The sequence below is a fragment of the Vasconcelosia minhoensis LEGE 07310 genome (assembly GCF_015207255.1).
GTDB lineage: Bacteria > Cyanobacteriota > Cyanobacteriia > Phormidesmidales > Phormidesmidaceae > Vasconcelosia > Vasconcelosia minhoensis.
The window spans coordinates 1-17,740 of sequence record NZ_JADEXG010000038.1; the positions used below are offsets into that span (position 1 = coordinate 1).

16 protein-coding genes are annotated in these 17,740 nt (G+C 55.6%); 8 read left to right on the forward strand and 8 right to left on the reverse strand.

Going from position 1 to position 17,740, the window contains the following annotated elements; translation table 11 throughout:
- Positions 1-23: 23 nt before the first annotated feature.
- Both IQ241_RS15480 and gshB read right to left on the reverse strand, forming a co-directional pair.
- The gene (locus tag IQ241_RS15480) at positions 24-1,103 is read right to left on the reverse strand and encodes an ABC transporter substrate-binding protein (protein ID WP_193908783.1); all 1,080 of its coding nucleotides are present in this window, start codon (positions 1,101-1,103) and stop codon (positions 24-26) included.
- Positions 1,104-1,149: 46 nt separating this feature from the next.
- Positions 1,150-2,124, reverse strand: a complete 975-nt coding sequence (gene gshB / locus IQ241_RS15485) for a glutathione synthase (RefSeq protein ID WP_193908785.1) — start codon at positions 2,122-2,124, stop codon at positions 1,150-1,152.
- A 194-nt stretch (positions 2,125-2,318) separates the two neighbouring features.
- On the opposite strand from gshB, the gene IQ241_RS15490 reads away from it, so the two are divergent.
- Positions 2,319-2,477 carry a hypothetical protein gene (locus IQ241_RS15490; protein ID WP_193908787.1) on the forward strand — a complete coding sequence of 53 codons (159 nt, stop codon included), beginning with the start codon at positions 2,319-2,321 and terminating at the stop codon, positions 2,475-2,477.
- Here IQ241_RS15490 and IQ241_RS15495 read toward each other — a convergent pair.
- The gene (locus tag IQ241_RS15495; protein ID WP_193908789.1) at positions 2,474-3,976 is read right to left on the reverse strand and encodes a family 10 glycosylhydrolase; all 1,503 of its coding nucleotides are present in this window, start codon (positions 3,974-3,976) and stop codon (positions 2,474-2,476) included. The two genes, IQ241_RS15490 and IQ241_RS15495, sit on opposite strands and share 4 nt — an antisense overlap.
- A 195-nt stretch (positions 3,977-4,171) precedes the next feature.
- Positions 4,172-4,483 (reverse strand): hypothetical protein, encoded by a 312-nt coding sequence (locus IQ241_RS15500; protein ID WP_193908791.1) that lies wholly within the window; start codon positions 4,481-4,483, stop codon positions 4,172-4,174.
- 312 nt (positions 4,484-4,795) lie between these two features.
- Between IQ241_RS15500 and psbO the strand changes: the two genes are divergently transcribed.
- The 6 genes from psbO to ndhO all read left to right on the forward strand — a co-directional run bounded on the left by psbO (position 4,796) and on the right by ndhO (position 9,297).
- Complete coding sequence (psbO, locus tag IQ241_RS15505; RefSeq protein WP_193908793.1) at positions 4,796-5,632, forward strand: photosystem II manganese-stabilizing polypeptide; 837 nt, start codon at positions 4,796-4,798, stop codon at positions 5,630-5,632.
- 381 nt (positions 5,633-6,013) lie between these two features.
- Complete coding sequence (locus IQ241_RS15510) at positions 6,014-6,826, forward strand: RNA polymerase sigma factor SigF (RefSeq protein WP_193908795.1); 813 nt, start codon at positions 6,014-6,016, stop codon at positions 6,824-6,826.
- 150 nt (positions 6,827-6,976) lie between these two features.
- A complete protein-coding gene (locus tag IQ241_RS15515; RefSeq protein ID WP_193908797.1) occupies positions 6,977-7,795 on the forward strand; it encodes a hypothetical protein in 819 nt (272 codons plus the stop codon).
- A gap of 122 nt (positions 7,796-7,917) precedes the next feature.
- The gene (locus IQ241_RS15520; protein WP_193908799.1) at positions 7,918-8,139 is read left to right on the forward strand and encodes a photosystem I reaction center subunit IV; all 222 of its coding nucleotides are present in this window, start codon (positions 7,918-7,920) and stop codon (positions 8,137-8,139) included.
- A 32-nt stretch (positions 8,140-8,171) separates the two neighbouring features.
- On the forward strand, positions 8,172-9,020 hold the full coding sequence (locus tag IQ241_RS15525; RefSeq protein WP_193908801.1) for a DNA-formamidopyrimidine glycosylase: 849 nt from the start codon (positions 8,172-8,174) through the stop codon (positions 9,018-9,020).
- Between the two features lie 61 nt (positions 9,021-9,081).
- Positions 9,082-9,297: an NAD(P)H-quinone oxidoreductase subunit O gene (gene ndhO, locus IQ241_RS15530; protein WP_193908803.1), complete on the forward strand. Its 216-nt coding sequence runs from the start codon at positions 9,082-9,084 to the stop codon at positions 9,295-9,297.
- A gap of 22 nt (positions 9,298-9,319) precedes the next feature.
- Here ndhO and ppk1 read toward each other — a convergent pair whose 3' ends face one another.
- The 4 genes from ppk1 to gyrA all read right to left on the reverse strand — a co-directional run bounded on the left by ppk1 (position 9,320) and on the right by gyrA (position 16,552).
- Positions 9,320-11,473 carry a polyphosphate kinase 1 gene (ppk1, locus tag IQ241_RS15535; protein ID WP_193908805.1) on the reverse strand — a complete coding sequence of 718 codons (2,154 nt, stop codon included), beginning with the start codon at positions 11,471-11,473 and terminating at the stop codon, positions 9,320-9,322.
- Between the two features lie 4 nt (positions 11,474-11,477).
- Complete coding sequence (locus IQ241_RS15540) at positions 11,478-11,687, reverse strand: hypothetical protein (protein WP_193908807.1); 210 nt, start codon at positions 11,685-11,687, stop codon at positions 11,478-11,480.
- 140 nt (positions 11,688-11,827) lie between these two features.
- On the reverse strand, positions 11,828-13,480 hold the full coding sequence (locus IQ241_RS15545; protein ID WP_193908809.1) for a mechanosensitive ion channel: 1,653 nt from the start codon (positions 13,478-13,480) through the stop codon (positions 11,828-11,830).
- Positions 13,481-13,834: 354 nt separating this feature from the next.
- Positions 13,835-16,552 carry a DNA topoisomerase (ATP-hydrolyzing) subunit A gene (gene gyrA / locus IQ241_RS15550; protein ID WP_193908811.1) on the reverse strand — a complete coding sequence of 906 codons (2,718 nt, stop codon included), beginning with the start codon at positions 16,550-16,552 and terminating at the stop codon, positions 13,835-13,837.
- Between the two features lie 193 nt (positions 16,553-16,745).
- Between gyrA and IQ241_RS15555 the strand changes: the two genes are divergently transcribed.
- Positions 16,746-17,714 (forward strand): histone deacetylase family protein, encoded by a 969-nt coding sequence (locus IQ241_RS15555; protein WP_193908812.1) that lies wholly within the window; start codon positions 16,746-16,748, stop codon positions 17,712-17,714.
- The last annotated feature ends 26 nt before the right edge of the window (positions 17,715-17,740 follow it).

Genomic DNA, 17,740 nt, shown 5'->3' on the forward strand with positions numbered 1-17,740 from the left:
CTCCCTCACTCCCCCACTCCCCCCTACTCCCGATAATACTCCTCGCCCTTATTCACAAAATCCAACGTATAAGCCTGCGTATAGTCCACATCTTCCTCAAATACGCCTGCGTCGGCCATGGTTTCAAAAAACGACTGCCAGCGCTCATCGGTCATCGCTCCGATGCCGTCGGTTTCGGCTTCATCCGATATCGCTAGGCCGTATTCCTGAATTTTCTCGATACCATAGGCAAGCTGCTCGTCGGTCATCTCAGGGTTATCTTCCTTGATCAGCTCATTGGCCGGGGCTGGATTCTCAAAGTAGCTGTACCAGCCTTTGATTGAAGCATCGACAAACCGCTGCACCAGGTCAGGGTTTTCCTCAACCATTTCCCTGCGGGCCTCAATCGTCGTGGAGTAGGGATTGTAGCCATTGTCTGCCAGCAGGAAAACAACCGGCTCAAAGCCACCCTCCTTACGAATGGCCAGGGGCTCAGAGCTGAGGTAACCTTGCTGGGCTGAGTCTTTGTCCTGTAAAAATGGCCCTGGGTTGAAGTTATAGTTGCGTTTCATGTCTTCCGTGAACCCATACTTGGCCTCGAGGAAGGGCCAATAGGTGACGTTTGCCGCTTTGGAAATGAAGATGGGATGACCCTTCAGATCGGCCAGATCCTGAATTCCCTGGTTAGGATGGGCAATGAGCACCTGCGGGTCTTTCTGGAAGATAGCAGCAACGGTGACTTTGGGAATGCTTTCTTGGATCGCGTTGATGGCATCGGCGCTGTAGCCCATAAAGAAGTCAACGGCTTCGCCCATCAGCAGCTGAGTACCGTTAACCTGAGGTCCGCCCATTTGAATGGTGACATCGAGGCCGTGCTCTTCGTAGATGCCGGTAGCGACCGCCTGGTAGAACCCGCCGTGCTCGGCCTGAGCAAACCAGTTGGTGCCAAAGGTGACCGGGGTGAGCTCCCCTGCCGTTTCGGGACTGGAGCTGGCGGTAGGACTTTCGGTCGCCTCGGTAGCGGTTTCTGACCCACCGGCGCAGGCGGCTAAAATGCTGCTGCCTAAAACTAAGGAGCCATATTGGACAAAGCGACGTCGGCTATATCTAGAGATTTTATTCATCGTTTGGATTGAGTGGAGACCAGCTTTGGACGAAAGATTAGGTGAGTCAGGATTTTGAGGGGGCAGCCTGGACAAGCCAGTCGATCACCTGATGGCCTAGCTTCACCTGGTTGAGGCGGTCAATTTCGCGGATGCCCGTGGGACTGGTGACGTTGACCTCGGTCAGGTAGCCGCCAATAATATCAATTCCTACAAAGATTAAGCCATCTCGCCGCAGGGTAGAGGTAAGCTGGCTACAAATTTCCAGATCTCGGGGGGTGATCTCGGCCTTGTCTACTCGACCCCCTACGGCCATATTACCCCGAAATTCTTTGCCGGTTGGAATCCGGTTCAGCGCCCCAATGGGGTCACCGTTGAGTAAGATAATTCGCTTGTCGCCGTCTTTGGCTGCGGGCAGATAGGTTTGCACCATTACCGGCTCCTGCCCTTTGCGAGTGCTCACTTCGATGATTGAGTTGAAGTTGCGATCGCCCTCTTCCAAAAAGAGAATTCCCTCTCCCGCTTTGCCACCCAGCGGCTTCAGCACCGCCGCTCCCCAGCGCTCGACGGCCGTTCGGATTACCCACTTGTCTTGGCTAACAATTGTCTCTGGAATCGCCTCAGTAAACTGGAGGGCATACATTTTTTCATTCGCTGCCCGCAGCCCAGCCGGTGAATTAATGACTTGGGTTTTGGCGGGATCAATGTAGTCCAGAATATAGGTGGCGTAGAGGTAAGGGATGGTCACCGGTGGGTCCGTGCGCATCAGAACGGCGTCCATCTCCTCCAGCGGCCGCCAGACCAACTTGCCGACGCTATACCAGTCTGGCTCTGCAATCCAGCGCTGATCCCCTAGCACGACCGGCTTCAGCTGCACGGGCCGCAGCCAGCTATAGGCGCGGCCCTGCAATACGCCCATCTGCTCGGCCTGGGTAATCCAAACTTCGTGGCCTAGGGCCTGGGCCGATTCCATTAGAGCAACGCTGGTATCATGGCCCGCGTCCAAACGCTCAACTGGGTCGATGATAAAAGCAATTTTCACGGGCAGGGCTCCTCAAACACAGCGGGGAAATCAGCAAGCGGGTAAACAAATTGGGTTCACAGTCCGTACTTCCCCGGACGAAAGGCCGCCCATTGCCCGGTAATGTGCCAGTTGTAATTAGAGAACACCGTCAGTTTTTAATCCCTTAAGGACTGACTAACCTGGGCGGATAGCTTGGGGTGGGGAGGTACACCATGGTTGCGCGATTGTTACAAGCGGCTGCTCTGACCATTAGCTTACAACTCTTATTTGGCTTCAGTATGATGCCGCAGCCCCAGTCAGCCGATATCGCCGTTGCGGCTGAGCGATTTGAAGCCCTAATTGCGTTCAAAGACGCCATTGTTCGCCGCTAAAATCGGCAAAACTGACGGGTCCGCTCAAACTCTGGGTCCACCCAGGAAAAGGCAAAGTGGCTGACGGTATCGACTTCGGGCACCGCTCGCTCCAGCACATTCATCTGGTCTTCTAGCGAGGGTCGGTTGTTCACTGGGCGACCCCAAACGCCGGCCAGGACAGGCTTCACGTTCTGGGGACGGTCGGTTTGCTGCAAGACTGTCTGCACCTGTTCGACAATGCAGCCCGTGTTGCCACAGGTCGCGTAGGACATGGGGTAGCGCTCAATCCAACTAGGAAAACGGTTCCAGTGCTGAAGGCGGGAATCGTAGCCCAGAGCGCCAATCGCCCGGTTGCCTTCTGGGAAAAAGACGGCCCCGGCGGGAATGTTTTGCTGTCGGGCTGCTCGTGCTCCCATCTGAAGAAAATCAACAACGCCTTGAATCGCGTGGGCTACGCTGAGCCGCCAGAGCTCGTCCTGAAGTCGGGGGCGACGGACTGAGGCAGCAGGTAGAGGGCCGGTAGTCTGGGCGGGGTTACGGCTCTGCCACAGCGGCTCACGCTCCCCGGCATAGAGCTGATCGGCCTGGCTGATGTCGCCTTCAGTCACATAGCCCCGACGCAAAAAGCGCTCAATCAGCTCGCGACCCTTATTGTTCGTCGCTCTCCGCAGCAGCGCCTGTTGGGCTGCGCTGCCATAAATCCACAGATCGTTGACGTTGCTGACGACTGAACCGGCCCCGGTGCCGCGCGGGTAGCGCACATAGTCGAACAGAGCACCGTCGGGCTGGCGCTGGAGCACCGCCTGCAGCATCCGCATGTAGTCTTCCTGGGCCTGGGTGCTGTAGGGATCGACAAAGACTTCGTCAGTGCTGCTGCTGAACCCATTTCCAGCATAGTCCGCTGAGCTCAAGCCGCGGCCATTGCGGGCTAGCACCTGCTGGCGGTCAGCCCGCTGCCCGTAGGTATAGCCAAAGTTAAGCGTAAACAGCCAGGCGTAGGCTTTGAGGTCACGCTCGTGGGCTTTCTGGATCGCTTCAGCCAGCAGGTCGCGATCGCGATACCCCTCGATTTGCACCACGCTGGGCCAGGCCGTCCGGTTTTCGTTAGCTGGGAGTAGAACCTGACCGTTATAAAAAGCCTCGATATAAACGACGTTGTATCCCAAATTGACGATCCGATCCATCAAGGCATCGAGCTTGCCGGGCTGGAGGTCGCAGGGGTAAAGCCGCAGCCATACCGCCTGATTTCTGGGCCAGCGAGACTGCCGACAGGACTGGAGTCCGGCTGAGTGGCGCTCGACGATGGCTGCGTAGTCCTGCTGGGCCTGGGCATCGCCCTGCTGGGCCGCTTGCAGCAGCGTCGCCTTCGCTTCAGCATCGGCGGTAGAAAGTTGGCAGTAGCGGTTGACTTCAGCCTGCGCTGGCGAGGTGGCCCAGCCCTGGACTAGAAAAGTCGTCGTTAGAACGGCCAAAGCGGTTGCCTGTAAAGACCGTCGCCATTGCTTAAATAACCTCATAGGTTAAATTTCACACTTACTGGTGGACAAATGTACGGGGCTATGCAGAGCTAAGGGGCTACTTGAAAAACGACTGCGCGGGGCTAAAATCGTTGGCTCAGGTCGAGAAAAGAGCCGGGTCGCTGGGGCTGCTGTGACGTCAGTCGCTATTAACCTTACGGCCTAGCCCAGGGCTAACCCGCAAACATTCGCAATTTAATCTTCACTTTTAGCATTGGCATCCAAGTTGACCAGAAACGCGCTGAGCTTCATTCGCTGAATATAGGGCCAGCCCCCCTGCAGCTCGATATCGCGCAGCAGGCTGTATAGCCGCTGCCGATTGTTGGGTAGCGCGTCGCGAAATAGGGTATCGCGAATTTCGCTGTGCAGGCTCTCTAGCGTTCTCAGCAGGTCGAGCAGGGCTGGGCAGTCGCCGTCGCGCTGATGCGCCGCCGCCTGAATCAACTGAGAGAGATGCTGTAGGTCTTCCGGTAGGTCAGATCCCGTCGATAGGCCGCGATCGCTCATCTTAACCGAGAACTAAAGGACTCATTATTTAAAACTTGCTATAGCAAGCGTTGAAGGCAGGCATGATTAAGTCAAGAATCAAAATTAAGTCAAGAATCAAATGTTTTTCTGCTGAACTGTCTGAGCCTAAGCGATTTCGCTGCGCTTCGGCAAGCGATTCTAGACTTCAAAGCGCACAAGGGCGTGTAAAATACAGTCATAAAGGTATGGTCAGCACTCTGCAAACTCAGGCAGTTTCGGTACTGCCATCAGCCGCTGCCATCAGCCATTGATACTATTCCGACTCGACTCACATTTTAATTTGAGGTAATCATGAGGTATCGCACCCTAATCGCTGCGTTTTTAGCAATCTGTCTTAGTGTTTTAACAGCCTGTAGCGAAGCGCCCGTCGCCACCAGTGATGTGCCGCTAACCTACGACGAAATTCGAAATACGGGGTTGGCCAATAGCTGTCCGCAGGTGTCTGAAACTCGCCGTGGCTCTATCCCGCTTGAGGCCGGGCAAAAGGTGAAGCTGGTTGATCTATGCTTAGAGCCGACTAGCTTTTTTGTAAAGCAAGAGCCAGCCAGCCGTCGTCGAGAAGCTGAATTTATCTCTGGTAAGCCCCTGACTCGCTATACGACCTCTTTACAGCAGGTCAGCGGTGATATCGAAGCGCAGTCCGACGGCAGCCTAGTCTTTACAGAAAAACTAGGGATGGACTTTCAGGCCATCACGGTACAGCTTCCTGGCGGTGAGCAGATTCCTTTTCTGTTTACCATCAAAAATCTGACGGCAAAGTCCCAGTCAGGGCTGAACGCAATCACGACTTCAACTGACTTTGAGGGCGATTTTCGGGTTCCGTCCTACCGTACCTCAAACTTTTTAGACCCCAAAGGGCGCGGGCTTTCCTCTGGCTATGACAACGCGGTAGCGCTGCCGGCCCGGGCAGACAGCGAAGAGCTCCAGCGTGAGAATGTGAAAGCGTTTGATATCGGTCAGGGCCACATCTCGTTGCAAATTTCCAAAGTTGACCCCAATACGGGCGAGGTAGGCGGCACCTTTTTCTCTGACCAGCCGTCGGATACCGACATGGGTGCCGCCGAGGCAGACGATGTGCGGATTCAAGGTATTTTCTACGGTCGGATTGAGGATGCTGAAGCGGTCTAACGCGCCGGGACCAGCTCATTTTCAAACCTGATTAAGCAAGTCATATTTCAGATTCTAGGGGAGCCCATGGCTCCCCTTTTTTGTGGGCTGAAGCGGTGGCAAAAAGGTCTGACTCGGCAATTTCCCTGACGGCAGCCCGCCGACAAATCCGTGAAAACTCGAATGTTAGCGCAAAATCCTTTGGACTAGGCTGAATCTGTGAATTTGGCGCTTTAGGGCATCGCAGTTTGGAGGGTTTGGCTTGCCGCTATCCCGACTGCTTCGCGAACTCAGGGGTCAAGGCATTCCGCTATGTTTTGGCAAAACAGCGACTGGAAGGGAATGCAGGGTGTGCCGCCTACCGAAGCTTGTTTAGCTCCTTCTACGGGATTTCCTTAGTCTATGCTGTTGACTCAACCGACTCAGAGCCTCAAAGGTCAAACCTTTGAGCTTTTAAACCAGTATCAAAAAACGCGATCGCCGCAGCTGCGCAATCGGTTAGTTCAGATGAATATCGGCCTGGTCCGGCAGGAGGCTCACCACTGGCTCTATCATTCCCAAGAGAGCTTCGACGATTTGGTTCAGGTTGGCAGCCTGGGACTGATCCGGGCGATTGAGCGATTTGATTTGCAAAAGGGCTATGCTTTCAGCTCCTTTGCAGTTCCTTACATTCGCGGTGAAATTCAGCATTACCTGCGAGACAAAGGCGCTGCCGTGCGTATTCCTCGCCGCTGGCAGGCGTTACAGAGCCAGTCGGCAAAAGCCATTCAGCAGCTCCAGACCTCGCTCAACCGCCGCCCCAGCGATCAGGAAGTCGCCGACGTGTTAGAGATCTCGGTTGAAGAATGGCAGGAAGTGAGGCTGGCTAGCCGCAATCGCTCCCTGCTCAGCTTAGATGCACCGCTGCAAGATACGGACAACGGTGCTGCATCTCTGGGCGACATGCTACCCGATGCCCGCTACCGCAGCTTTCAGCTGGCTCAGGAAGACTGCATTCGGCTTCAGCAGGCCATGTCTCAACTGGAGCGCCGCACCCGCGAAGTGCTGGAGTTTGTCTTTCTCTATGACCTGACCCAGAAAGAAACGGCAGAACGCCTGGGCATCAGTGCTGTAACCGTCTCTCGGCGAGTGAAAAGCGGCCTGACTCATCTCCAAAAGCTGATGCTATCGGCAGAGGCATCGGAGCAGGCTCGACAGTCCTATAAAGATAATTAATGGTTACGCTTAAGTTTGATTTAACTTTCTAGATTACGGACAAATGCGTTATTCTCTGAGGAGATTGGTCTACTCTCTAATCAGATTCAGTCGGATCAGCGCAACGACTTCAGTTTTTTCAATATACATCATCGTCGGAGGGACAGGGCTATGCAGCGTCTGCAATGGGGTTTATTATTAGCGGTTGGAGCGTTTTCGCTCACCGGCTGTAGCTTTTTTAGTAGCTCTGGAGAGACTACCGTAGTGGCACCTTTGCCGACTGAAGCGCCTGCTCAGGCCGAGATGGAGACACCCGCTTCAGATGCTGTATTCACTGACCCGGCAGCGGAGACACCCCAGACCGCTCTCACCGCCGCTGCTCCCGATTTGATTCGCTCAACCGACCCCGACGAGCGGGCTCGTCAGGTGCAGCGGAGCCGTCCCGACCCGTTTGCTAGCCTAGCGATTACGCCTCCTGTGCCCATTATCCCGCTGCCTGAAGACGGTGGGACAGCAAGCCGTCCCTCTATCCCAGGTAGTCTTCCAGGGGGCAGCAGCGCTAGTTCAGGCGGCTCCTCTGCCGGTAGTGGCCAGTCTAGACCCTCTCCTAGTCGCACCGCCGCTGCACCCCAGCCGGCCGCCACACTTGCTGCGAAGCCACCGGCTCCGCAGCCAACTACGGCGCGTACAGTATCGGTGTCGGGTGTAGTCCGCATTGACGGCACGGCCTACGCGATTGTGCGCGTCCCCAATGAGCCCGAGCGATATGTGCGCCAGGGCGATCGCATTGCCAATAATCGAGTCCTAGTCAAGCGGATCGATACTCAATCAGCCGAGCCCAAAATCGTACTTGAGGAAAACGGGGTAGAGGTAGCGATGGGCATTTCGGAAGCTGCAGTTGCAACCGGCAACCAATCTGTTGAAGGTCCAGCAGCTCAGCTACCGGTTGTCCCCAGCCTGGCAACGCTGCCCGTGCTGAACGATCAGTAGCTCTGTTCTGAAACGCAGTAGGCAACAAAACTTAAACTGCAAGATTGCCTGTTCTGCGCCTCAGAGTAGTACGCTGGTGAACAAGACGATCACTACTGATAGTTTTTGAGAGGACAGTATTCATGGTTCAGCGCGGTTCTAAAGTTCGAATTCTGCGTAAGGAGTCTTACTGGTATCGGGATGTGGGCTCGGTAGCGACCGTTGACCAGAGCGGTATCATCTACCCGGTCGTAGTTCGCTTTGAGAAAGTCAACTACTCAGGAATTAACACCAATAACTTCGCTGAGTCTGAGCTCGTTGAAGTCGAAGCACCTAAGAAAAAGTCTTCCAAATCATCTAAATAGAGCCAAATCATCTATATAGATAGATAGAGACGGTGCCAGAGCTACCCGAAGTAGAAACCGTTTGTCGGGGTCTCAATCGAGTAACGCTAAACCAGCCAGTTAGGGGGGGAGAAGTTCGTCTAGAGCGGACGATTGCCTACCCCCTTTCTGCTACTGATTTTTTGGCAGGTCTTAAGGATACGAGCATTATCCAGTGGCAGCGGCGGGGTAAATACCTGCTGGCTCAGCTTCGGGATGCGCAGCTAGCTTCAGCAGGCTGGCTCGGTGTCCATCTTAGAATGACAGGGCAGCTGCTTTGGGTAAAGCAGTCCGAACCGCTTCAGTCCCACTGTCGTGTACGGCTGTTTTTCGACGCTGAGCAAGAGCTGCGGTACGTCGATCAGCGTACCTTTGGTCGTCTATGGTGGGTGCCACCCGAACGGCAGCCCGAAACGATCATGACCGGGCTGCAGCGGCTGGGGCCAGAACCTTTCGAGCCTGCATTTTCAGCGCTTTACCTAGCTCAGTCCCTAAAAGGGCGGCAGCGACCGATCAAAAATTCGCTGCTTGATCAGGGACTAGTTGCAGGAATTGGTAACATCTATGCTGATGAAGCGCTCTTTCTCAGCGGTATGCGACCTCAGACGATATCTGCTCGCATTGGTCGCCAGCGAGCGACTCGGTTGCATCAGGCGATCCGTCAGGTGTTGACCACCAGTATTGATTCAGGCGGCACCACCTTTAGTGATTTTCGCGATGTGCATGGCGTAAACGGCAACTATGGCGGCGTAGCTTGGGTCTACGACCGGGCCGGTTTACCCTGCCGGGTCTGCGGTACTTCAATTCAACGGCTAAAGCTGGCCGGGCGTTCGGCCCATTACTGCCCTCGATGCCAGCGCTAAATGCATCTGTCCCCCCTTGACCGCTACAATGCTAGATATTCTCTGCAAGTGCTGAACCCCTATGGCTGTGAAGAAAAGTGACCCTGTCCGCGTGGTCCGGGAAAAGTTCGAGAGTAGTGTAGAAGCCACGGCTAGTGACAGCCGTCTACCGCCCTATATTTTTGAGACCCAAGGTGAAATTCTAGAAATTCGCGATGACTATGCCCTGGTCAAGTTTGGCTATGTCCCTACCCCTAATATTTGGCTCAAGCTGGAGCAGCTCGAAAAGTTTGAGTAGCGAATGACCTATCTGCTGCTGATTAGAGCTTACTCTCGGCTGATTTGAGCGCTTTTTTCATCAGAATTTCGTGGGTACTGCGTTCGGCTTCGCCCTCTTGAGGCTGGCGCTGAACGTAGGTCCCATCGGCCTTCATATCCCAAGCCTGACGATTGTCATTAAGACAGATCTGGAGAAAGTCAGATAGCTCCTGACGAATGCCTTCGTCTTGTACTGGCATGACCGCCTCTACCCGACGATCTAAATTTCGGGGCATCCAATCGGCGCTGCCGATCCAATAGTTCTCATCGCCGCCGTTGTAAAAGTAGAACACGCGCGAATGTTCTAGAAACCGGCCAATGATGCTCACAACTCGAATATTATCGCTGATCCCCTTGAGCCCGGGTCGGAGGCAGCAGATACCGCGAACGATTAAATCGATTTCTACCCCAGCCTGAGACGCTTCGTACAGCGTTTGAATCATAGCAGGGTCAACAAGGGCGTTCATCTTGGCGACAATCCGACCCTTTTTACCGTTTTTAGCATGCTCAGCTTCTCGCTGAATAAATTCAGTCATGCGATCGCGCAGACTGACTGGTGCAATCAAAAGCTCCTCATAGGTCTGCTGGCGAGAGTAGCCGGTCAGCGAATTGAATAAATCAGTTAGGTCGGTTCCCAAACTTTCCCGACAGCTCAAGATGCCTAAATCGGTATAGAGGCGAGCCGTCTTAGGGTTATAGTTACCGGTGCCAATGTGAACATAGCGGCGAATCAGTTCACCCTCTCGGCGGACGACCAGCGCCACCTTCGTATGGGTCTTGAGCCCCACCAGCCCATAGACCACATGTACGCCGGAGCGCTCCAGGGTTCGAGCCCAGTTAATATTATTTTCTTCGTCAAACCGCGCTTTCAGTTCGACTAACACAACGACCTGCTTGCCATTTTCCGCCGCCGAAACCAGCGCGTTGACAATGGGCGAATCGCCGGAGGTGCGGTACAGCGTCATTTTGATTGCCAGTACGTCATCATCCTGGGAGGCTTGGGTAATAAACTGCTGGACCGTTCCTGAAAACGACTCATAGGGATGATGCACAAATCGGTCGTGTCGCCGAATTAGAGAAAAAATATCTTCGCCGTCGCTATCGCGCTGATTTGCCGACTGCCAGGCTCTAGGAACGACAGGAGACCACTTGACATCTTTGAGCTCAGGTAGCGGCAGGCTGAACAAATCCATTAGATCGACCAGACCCAACAGTCCTTCGACCTCATAGACATCTTTATCGACGAGTTTGAGCTCATGCATCAGCGTCGCGTGAACGTCTGCTGAAGCGCCAGACTCAACTTCCATCCGCACAACTGATCCGCCTAGCCGCCGCTTGCGCAGCTCCTGTTCAATCGCCAGCATCAGGTCGTCTGCCTCATCTTCTTCAACTGAAAGATCGGCGTTACGGGTAATCCGAAAGGCGTAGTAGTCTTCGACGACCATGCCGGTAAAAAGCGCTTCTAAATTATGGGCAATCACTTGCTCCATTGGGACCCCGGCCCAAAGGCAGGTCACCCCCTTGCGTCGGGGATAGAGCGATTCGGGCAGGCCCACAAAGCGCGGCAGCACCTTCGGCACCTTAATTCGGGCAAAGCGAGTTTCGGAATCGTCTTTGGCTCGGATGACAACGGCCAGGTTGAGGCTGAGGTTGGAAATGTAGGGAAAGGGATGCCCCGGATCCACGGCTAACGGGGTGATGACTGGGAAGACCTGCTCTTCAAAGTACTCCTTGAGGTACGCCGTTTGTCGATTCGTCAACTCGTCATATTTCAGCAAAAAAATGCCGTTCGACTGCATCTGCGGCAGCAGTTCATCATTGAAATAGCGATGCATTTGCGTAAACATCGGTCGCAGCCGCTCGCTAATAGCGAGGAGCTGCTCGGACGGGGTGCGGCCATCGGGCGTACGCTTGCTGACGTTGGCTTCAATCTGCTGTTTGGTCGCCGCAACCCGCACCATGAAATACTCATCGAGGTTGGAACTAAAGATCGACAAAAACTTAAGCCTTTCCAGTAGAGGCGTGCGGTCATCCATCGCCTCATGTAGGACGCGGCGGTTAAATTCCAGCCAGCTCAGCTCGCGGCTCAGGTACCACTCTGGGTCATCGAGCTGAATTGGAGCATCAGTCTTTTCTGTCGCAGGCGCTGCTGTCATGGCGTCACTCAAAAACGTCTTCTTCTTGACCCACCCACCATTCACCCAGCTTCATCAGATCCTGATGAATATCAGCGAGCTGCTGCACATATTCACCAGAGCTGAGCTCTGGGCGGCGCTCTTGCAGTTTTTTCAATCTCAGCTGCACGAGGAGCCATGGCTTACCCATGCCGCCGGTTGTTTCAATATATTTGGCCAGGTCGTGGCTGTTCATTCAAGCTAATGCCGATTGTGAGGGAGAGCCCTGATTATACCTTACTGATTTTTGCCCGCTGTGGCTCAACAAATAGGCCGTAAAGTAGCGATTTACTCTACGGCCTTGGGGAATATTGGCAGCTTTTTTGGCTTATAGCACTAGCGTTTGAGGTGGTTTACCCATTCCTTCAGCTGATTGTTGGCAACCTCGCGTCCGCCCAGGCCAAAGGAGATCGCAATGGCAACTGCTACCGCCCCCAGCAGCAAGCCAAAGGCCAGGTTGACAATGCTCGTCGCCACGCCCATCTGCTGTAGCGCCATCGCGCCGACAAAGGCGATAATCGCAATTCGAGCGGCTTGGGCCAGCGTATTCGACGAGCCGGTGCCGCTGCTGCTGATCAGGCGATAAACCAGATTGGCCGCGTAGAGGCCGATCGCAAAAATGACGACGCCGACGATCACCTGGGCAGAAATCGATAGAATCGCTTCGACAATCGTCCGCAGCCCCTCAAGCTGGAGAATTTCCGTCGCGGTGACTGCTCCAAACAGGACGATACCGACTAGGACAACCAGTCCGACAACTTCAGACGGTGACTTACTCGTCGCTGTTGGCTCGGGAGGCTGAATCACTGTTGAAGGCTGGCCCTCAAAGCCGGATGGCGGTGGCGGTGGTGAACCCAGCGTCGTGGGCGTGCCAGTCGGCGGGGTCGAACGGGAGGGAGAAGATAGCTCGGGCAGCCCTAAAATGTCAAACACTCGGTCAAAGCCCGCACTTTGCAGCAGGCTGGTGACCAGGTCGGCAATAAATCGGCCGATGAAATAAAACACCACTAGTACGACGCCCGCCGTAATTAGCAGAGGAATAAAGACCAGGATGCGGTCGAGCATCTCGACGGCCGGATCCGAGATGGCTCGGATGTCCAGCTCGTTTAGGGCCGCGATCGCAACTGGAATCAAGATCAGCACATAGACGATCGTACCCGCCAGGCTTGATAGCGAAACGCCCTCGCCAGTGCCGGTACGGGTCAGCCCCATCTGGGTGCCGAGCCGGTCTACCCCCGCTGAGGCCAGCAGGTTGGTAACAATGCCGCGCACTATCTTGGCGACCAGCCAGCCAATTAGCAGAACAATGGCCGCTGTCAGGATCTGCGGGATCGCATCGAGGAACTGATCGATCAGGCTCTCAATCGGGGCCAGCAGCCCAGGCAGCTCTAAAGCGCTCAGCACCAGCGGCAGAAAGAGTAGAAAAATAAACCAGTAGAGCGCATTGCCCAGGGTTTCATGTACCTGCACCGGCGGCTGGCCTTGGGCATCGGTGCCGGTTTGCTCAGCCAGTCGATCGTCTAGATTGAACCGAGCCAGGCCGCGAGTAACGGCGAGTTTGACCACGGTTGCGATCGCCCAGGCCAGCGCTAGCAGCAGCGCTGCTCCAACGATATTGGGGATATATTCAAAAACGGTCGCGAGCAGGCCATTCAGCGATTCGGAAACCACCCTAAGCTCTAGGGCATCTAAGAACGCAACGATGGCCAATAGGACAATTAGCCAGAAGACAATACTGCTAAACCAGCTGGCCGCTGGCACTTCTTCAGGCGAGCGCCCGGTCACCCAGGCCGCTAGCCGATCGTCGAGCTGGGTACGCTTGAGTACATTTTTAACGACGAGTGCGGCAATATAGGCAATAACAATACCAATGACCAGAAGGACAATTCCCCAGAGTAAGTTAGGGAGTATCTCTCCAATCTGACCAAAGAAATTACTGGCAAACTGGTCTATGGGTCCGATGCGGGTTGAGTCGGTTTGCGCCAGCATCGGAGTCAATCCTGATGGCGGCCAGCCGAACCCAGCCGCTGCAGATTCAGTGAGCTGAGTCATATGCACGTGTGTTTGAAGTTGTAGGGAAGATATCACCATCGCGAAAGCTAAGCAACTGATGGCCCATATAAAAATGGCCAACTAGATCCAGCTTTTCCAATGACATTTTCATTATTAATAGACTTGGTTCATTATTAGCAGACTTTGTTACAAAAGCTCTGTAATCCTCCGTATAACTAAAAATTTCCTTCTCTGGGTATAGTTACAGGCGTTGCAGGCGCTCAAAAAAACCGCGGGCGTAATCTAAAGATTGCGCCCGCGGCTAGCGGTTGTGGATGAAGGCAGGATTGTCTAGCTGGAGGGGTTATTTTCTCTCGTCTCGGGCTCTGACCCAGTGCTTGCCTCAGGCTCTGACTCAACACTCGCCTCAGGCTCTAGTCCAATACTCGCCTCAGGCTCAAGCCCGGCTTCATCGAGCGCGGTTTCAACAGCCGCCTCGATGGCTACTTCAGACTTGGGTGGAATTACCAGGTCATCGTCTATTGCCTCCATGCGAGGGACGAGGGCAACGGCCGCGATCGCGTCGTCATCATCTAGCCGCTGCAGCTGCACCCCGGTCGCCATCCGCGACTGAATCGAGATCGCATTCACCGCCTGACGGATAATAATGCCGCGATTGGTCACTAGCATGAGCTCGTCATCGAGCCCGACGATCCGCAGCGCAATCAGCTCGTCGTCGGGCTTGCGGAACTTCATCGCGACTAGCCCCAGGCCAGCTCGATTTTGCAGCCGGAAATTGGAGACGGGGACGCGCTTGCCTAAACCACCCGCTGCGATCATCAGCACCCAGGGTCCCTGATGCAGGTCTCTCATACTGATATCATCTTCGCCATCGCTGCTGTCGGGCTCTTCCATCGCCTCCGCTACTACCTGGGCGGGCAAAATATCCATGCTGATCAGCTCGTCGCCGTCCCGCAGCGACATGCCTCGGACGCCCTTGGTTGGTCGGCCCAGCGGTCTGAGCTGGGCGTCGCTGGCCTGGAAGTGAATCGTCATACCGCGTCGCGAGCCGATCAGGATGCTGTCCTCCACCCGGGCTAGGCGCACCCAGCGGAGCTGATCGTTTTCCTCCAAAGAAATCGCAATCAGACCGTTGGCGCGGATATTGCTAAAGGCAGACAGCGCCGTTTTTTTGACAAAACCGCCCTTGGTCAGCATCACCAGATAGTCGTCTTCGGTGAACTCGCTGACGCCAATGACCGAGGTAATCTTTTCGTCCCGGGGGATCGGCAGCATCTGTACAATGGGATGACCCCGCGCCACCCGCGAACTCTCAGGAATCTCATAGGCCCGCAGCGAATAGGCGACGCCCCGCTCGGTAAAGAACAGCACATGGTCATGGCTACAGCAGGTGATGAAATGCTCGATGCCGTCGTCTTCCTTCATGCGGGTGCCAGATTTTCCTCGAGTTGCCCGGTTTTGAGCTTCAAAGGTATCGACCAGCATCCGCTTGATGTAGCCCTGCTCGGTCAGCAGAATGGCCACCTGCTCATTGGCGATCAGGGAGATGTCGGTCAGCCCTTCTTCGCCTGGCTCGATGGTAGTGCGGCGCTCGTCGGCATGGGCAGCGCGAATCTGGGCCAGCTCGGTTTGGATGATCTCTAGAATCCGCTCCCGCCGCGCCAAAATATCTTGCAGATCGGCAATTTTTTCCTGTAGGGCCTCGTGCTCCTGCTGGATTTTTTCCGACTCCAGGGCGGTCAGCCGCCGCAGCTGCATTTGCAAAATAGCGTCGGCCTGCGCCTCGGACAGACCGTAGGACTCGACCAGTTCCTGTTTGGCCGACGCCGCGTCGGCAGCGTGGCGAATTAGCGCAATCACCGCATCGAGGTTCTCCAGCGCGATCAGGTAGCCCTGCAAAATGTGGTCGCGTTCCTGGGCCTTGCGCAGCTCGTACTGGGTGCGTCGGGTAATCGTCTCCACCCGGAATTCTAGAAACACCTCCAGGAACTGACGTAGTCCCAGCAGCTGCGGCTCGCCGTTGACTAAGGCCAGCATATTTACGCCAAAGTTATTTTGCAGCGGCGTCTGTTTGAATAAATTGTTGAGCACAACGCGGGGATAGGCGTCTCGCTTGAGCTCAATCACGATTCGCATACCGTCGCGATCGCTCTCATCGCGGATGTCAGAAATTCCGTCTAGCCGCCGGTCATTCACCAGGTCAGCAATCTTTTCAATCAGGGCGGCCTTGTTGGTCTGGTAGGGCAGCTCGGTGATGATGATTGCTTCACGGTCGGGCCGTCCCCGCTGCTCCAGCGTCTCGATATTGGCGACGCCGCGCATGGTCACCGAGCCGCGACCGGTGGTGTAGGCATCCCGGATACCGCTGCTGCCAATAATCTGTGCACCGGTCGGAAAGTCTGGCCCCGGGATATGGGTCATCAGCTCGTCCAGCGTAATCTCTGGATTCTCGATCAGCGCCACGACACCATCGATCAGCTCGCCCAGGTTGTGGGGCGGAATGTTCGTCGCCATCCCGACGGCAATTCCTGAAGAGCCGTTCAGCAGTAGCTGAGGAATGCGGGCCGGCAGCACCACCGGCTCCTGCTGAGAGCCGTCGAAGTTGTCAGCAAAGTCAACCGTCTCGGACTCTATATCTGCCAGCAGGGCTACGCTGGTCAGGGACTGAAGCCGCGACTCGGTATATCGCATCGCCGCTGGTGGGTCGTTGTCGATCGAGCCAAAGTTGCCATGGCCGTTGATTAGCGGCGATCTCATGGAAAAATCCTGGGCCATCCGCACTAGCGCATCGTAGACGGCGGTATCGCCGTGGGGATGGTACTTACCGAGGACTTCACCAACGACGCGGGCGCATTTCCGAAAGGGCCGATCGGCCGTCAGCCCCAGCTCGTGCATAGCGTACAGAATGCGGCGGTGCACCGGCTTCAGGCCATCTTTGGCGTCTGGCAGGGCTCGGCCCACGATCACGCTCATGGCGTATTCGAGGTACGACCGAGACATCTCGTTGCGCAAATCCGTGGGGACAATCCGCTCTTGAGGACTGCTCATACGTCAAAAAACTCCAGAATGGTGAGGAAATAGCGGCTAAACTCAAAGAAATGCCAAAATCGACCCGGTTTAGCCCCAAAAGGGTTGTAATTCTACTCAAAGCACGTATAATATTCTACCACATTTTTCCCTTTACCCCAGGCCGCCGCTAACCTGGAAGCAGGTTTACTGCTGCTCCTGGATATAGACTGGCATGACTAGATTAGATAGCCGTTTTCCCATTTTCTACTCACCGCTGTTTCTAGAACACGACACTGGCCTAGGCCATCCCGAGAACGCCGGTCGGCTGACGGCGACGGTAGACGTCCTCAGGTCGGTGCCCTGGGCCGAACAGCTCCAGTGGATAGCGCCGACCCCGCCCCGGCAGCGCGACCCGCTGCCCTGGGTCTATCAGGTTCACAATCCGCAGTACGTCAGCGCCCTAGACGCTTTTGCTGAGCGGGGCGGTGGCAATCTGGATGCTGATACGGTAGTGTCGGCCCAGAGCTACGAAGCCGCGCTGCTAGCCGTCAGCGCCTGGCTAGACGGCGTTGACTGGGTGCGTCAACGCCATCGCCCGGCCTTTGTCCTGGCCCGCCCGCCGGGTCACCATGCTGAACGCGATCGCGGCATGGGGTTTTGCCTGCTGTCAAACGCTGCGATCGCGGCCCATTACGCGCTGGACCAGTCCGGCATTGAGCGGGTGGCCGTCCTCGATTGGGACGTGCACCACGGCAACGGCACCCAGGCCCTGACTGAGGACAGCCCTCAGATTGCCTACTGCTCATTTCACCAGTCCCCGGCCTATCCCGGCACCGGAGCCGCCAGCGAGACTGGGATGCACCAAAATGTGTTGAATCTGCCCCTGCCCCCGGGTAGCACCTGGGCCGACTATCAGCCGCTGCTGACGGAGCGAGCAGTTCCCTTTCTGCGCGACTTCGGCCCCAACCTGCTGATCGTCAGCGCGGGCTATGACGCGACCCAGGCCGACCCGCTGGCGAGCATTTCGCTTCAGCCAGAGCACTATGAAATTTTTAGCCGCACCTGCCTGGGAATCACCTCAAACGTGCTGTTTGGGCTGGAAGGCGGCTATGACTATGCGGCTCTGAGTCGTTCAGTAGCGGCGACCATCGCGGCCTGCCTGAAGACGTCCGCCGGTGAACGAAAGTTCAGCCCGGTCTGAGGGTTGGCCTGCATTAGGGTTTGCGC

Excerpts from the sequence above, each read along its gene's own strand:
- IQ241_RS15515 (WP_193908797.1), top strand. The coding sequence starts at position 6,977 with ATGCAGCGTCTGCAATGGGGTTTATTATTAGCGGTTGGAGCGTTTTCG.
- psbO (WP_193908793.1), top strand. The coding sequence starts at position 4,796 with ATGAGGTATCGCACCCTAATCGCTGCGTTTTTAGCAATCTGTCTTAGT.
- IQ241_RS15490 (WP_193908787.1), top strand. The coding sequence starts at position 2,319 with ATGGTTGCGCGATTGTTACAAGCGGCTGCTCTGACCATTAGCTTACAA.
- IQ241_RS15540 (WP_193908807.1), bottom strand. The coding sequence starts at position 11,687 with ATGAACAGCCACGACCTGGCCAAATATATTGAAACAACCGGCGGCATG.
- IQ241_RS15500 (WP_193908791.1), bottom strand. The coding sequence starts at position 4,483 with ATGAGCGATCGCGGCCTATCGACGGGATCTGACCTACCGGAAGACCTA.
- ppk1 (WP_193908805.1), bottom strand. The coding sequence starts at position 11,473 with ATGACAGCAGCGCCTGCGACAGAAAAGACTGATGCTCCAATTCAGCTC.
- IQ241_RS15545 (WP_193908809.1), bottom strand. The coding sequence starts at position 13,480 with ATGCTGGCGCAAACCGACTCAACCCGCATCGGACCCATAGACCAGTTT.
- IQ241_RS15520 (WP_193908799.1), top strand. The coding sequence starts at position 7,918 with ATGGTTCAGCGCGGTTCTAAAGTTCGAATTCTGCGTAAGGAGTCTTAC.
- IQ241_RS15480 (WP_193908783.1), bottom strand. The coding sequence starts at position 1,103 with ATGAATAAAATCTCTAGATATAGCCGACGTCGCTTTGTCCAATATGGC.
- ndhO (WP_193908803.1), top strand. The coding sequence starts at position 9,082 with ATGGCTGTGAAGAAAAGTGACCCTGTCCGCGTGGTCCGGGAAAAGTTC.
- IQ241_RS15495 (WP_193908789.1), bottom strand. The coding sequence starts at position 3,976 with ATGAGGTTATTTAAGCAATGGCGACGGTCTTTACAGGCAACCGCTTTG.
- gyrA (WP_193908811.1), bottom strand. The coding sequence starts at position 16,552 with ATGAGCAGTCCTCAAGAGCGGATTGTCCCCACGGATTTGCGCAACGAG.
- IQ241_RS15510 (WP_193908795.1), top strand. The coding sequence starts at position 6,014 with ATGCTGTTGACTCAACCGACTCAGAGCCTCAAAGGTCAAACCTTTGAG.
- IQ241_RS15555 (WP_193908812.1), top strand. The coding sequence starts at position 16,746 with ATGACTAGATTAGATAGCCGTTTTCCCATTTTCTACTCACCGCTGTTT.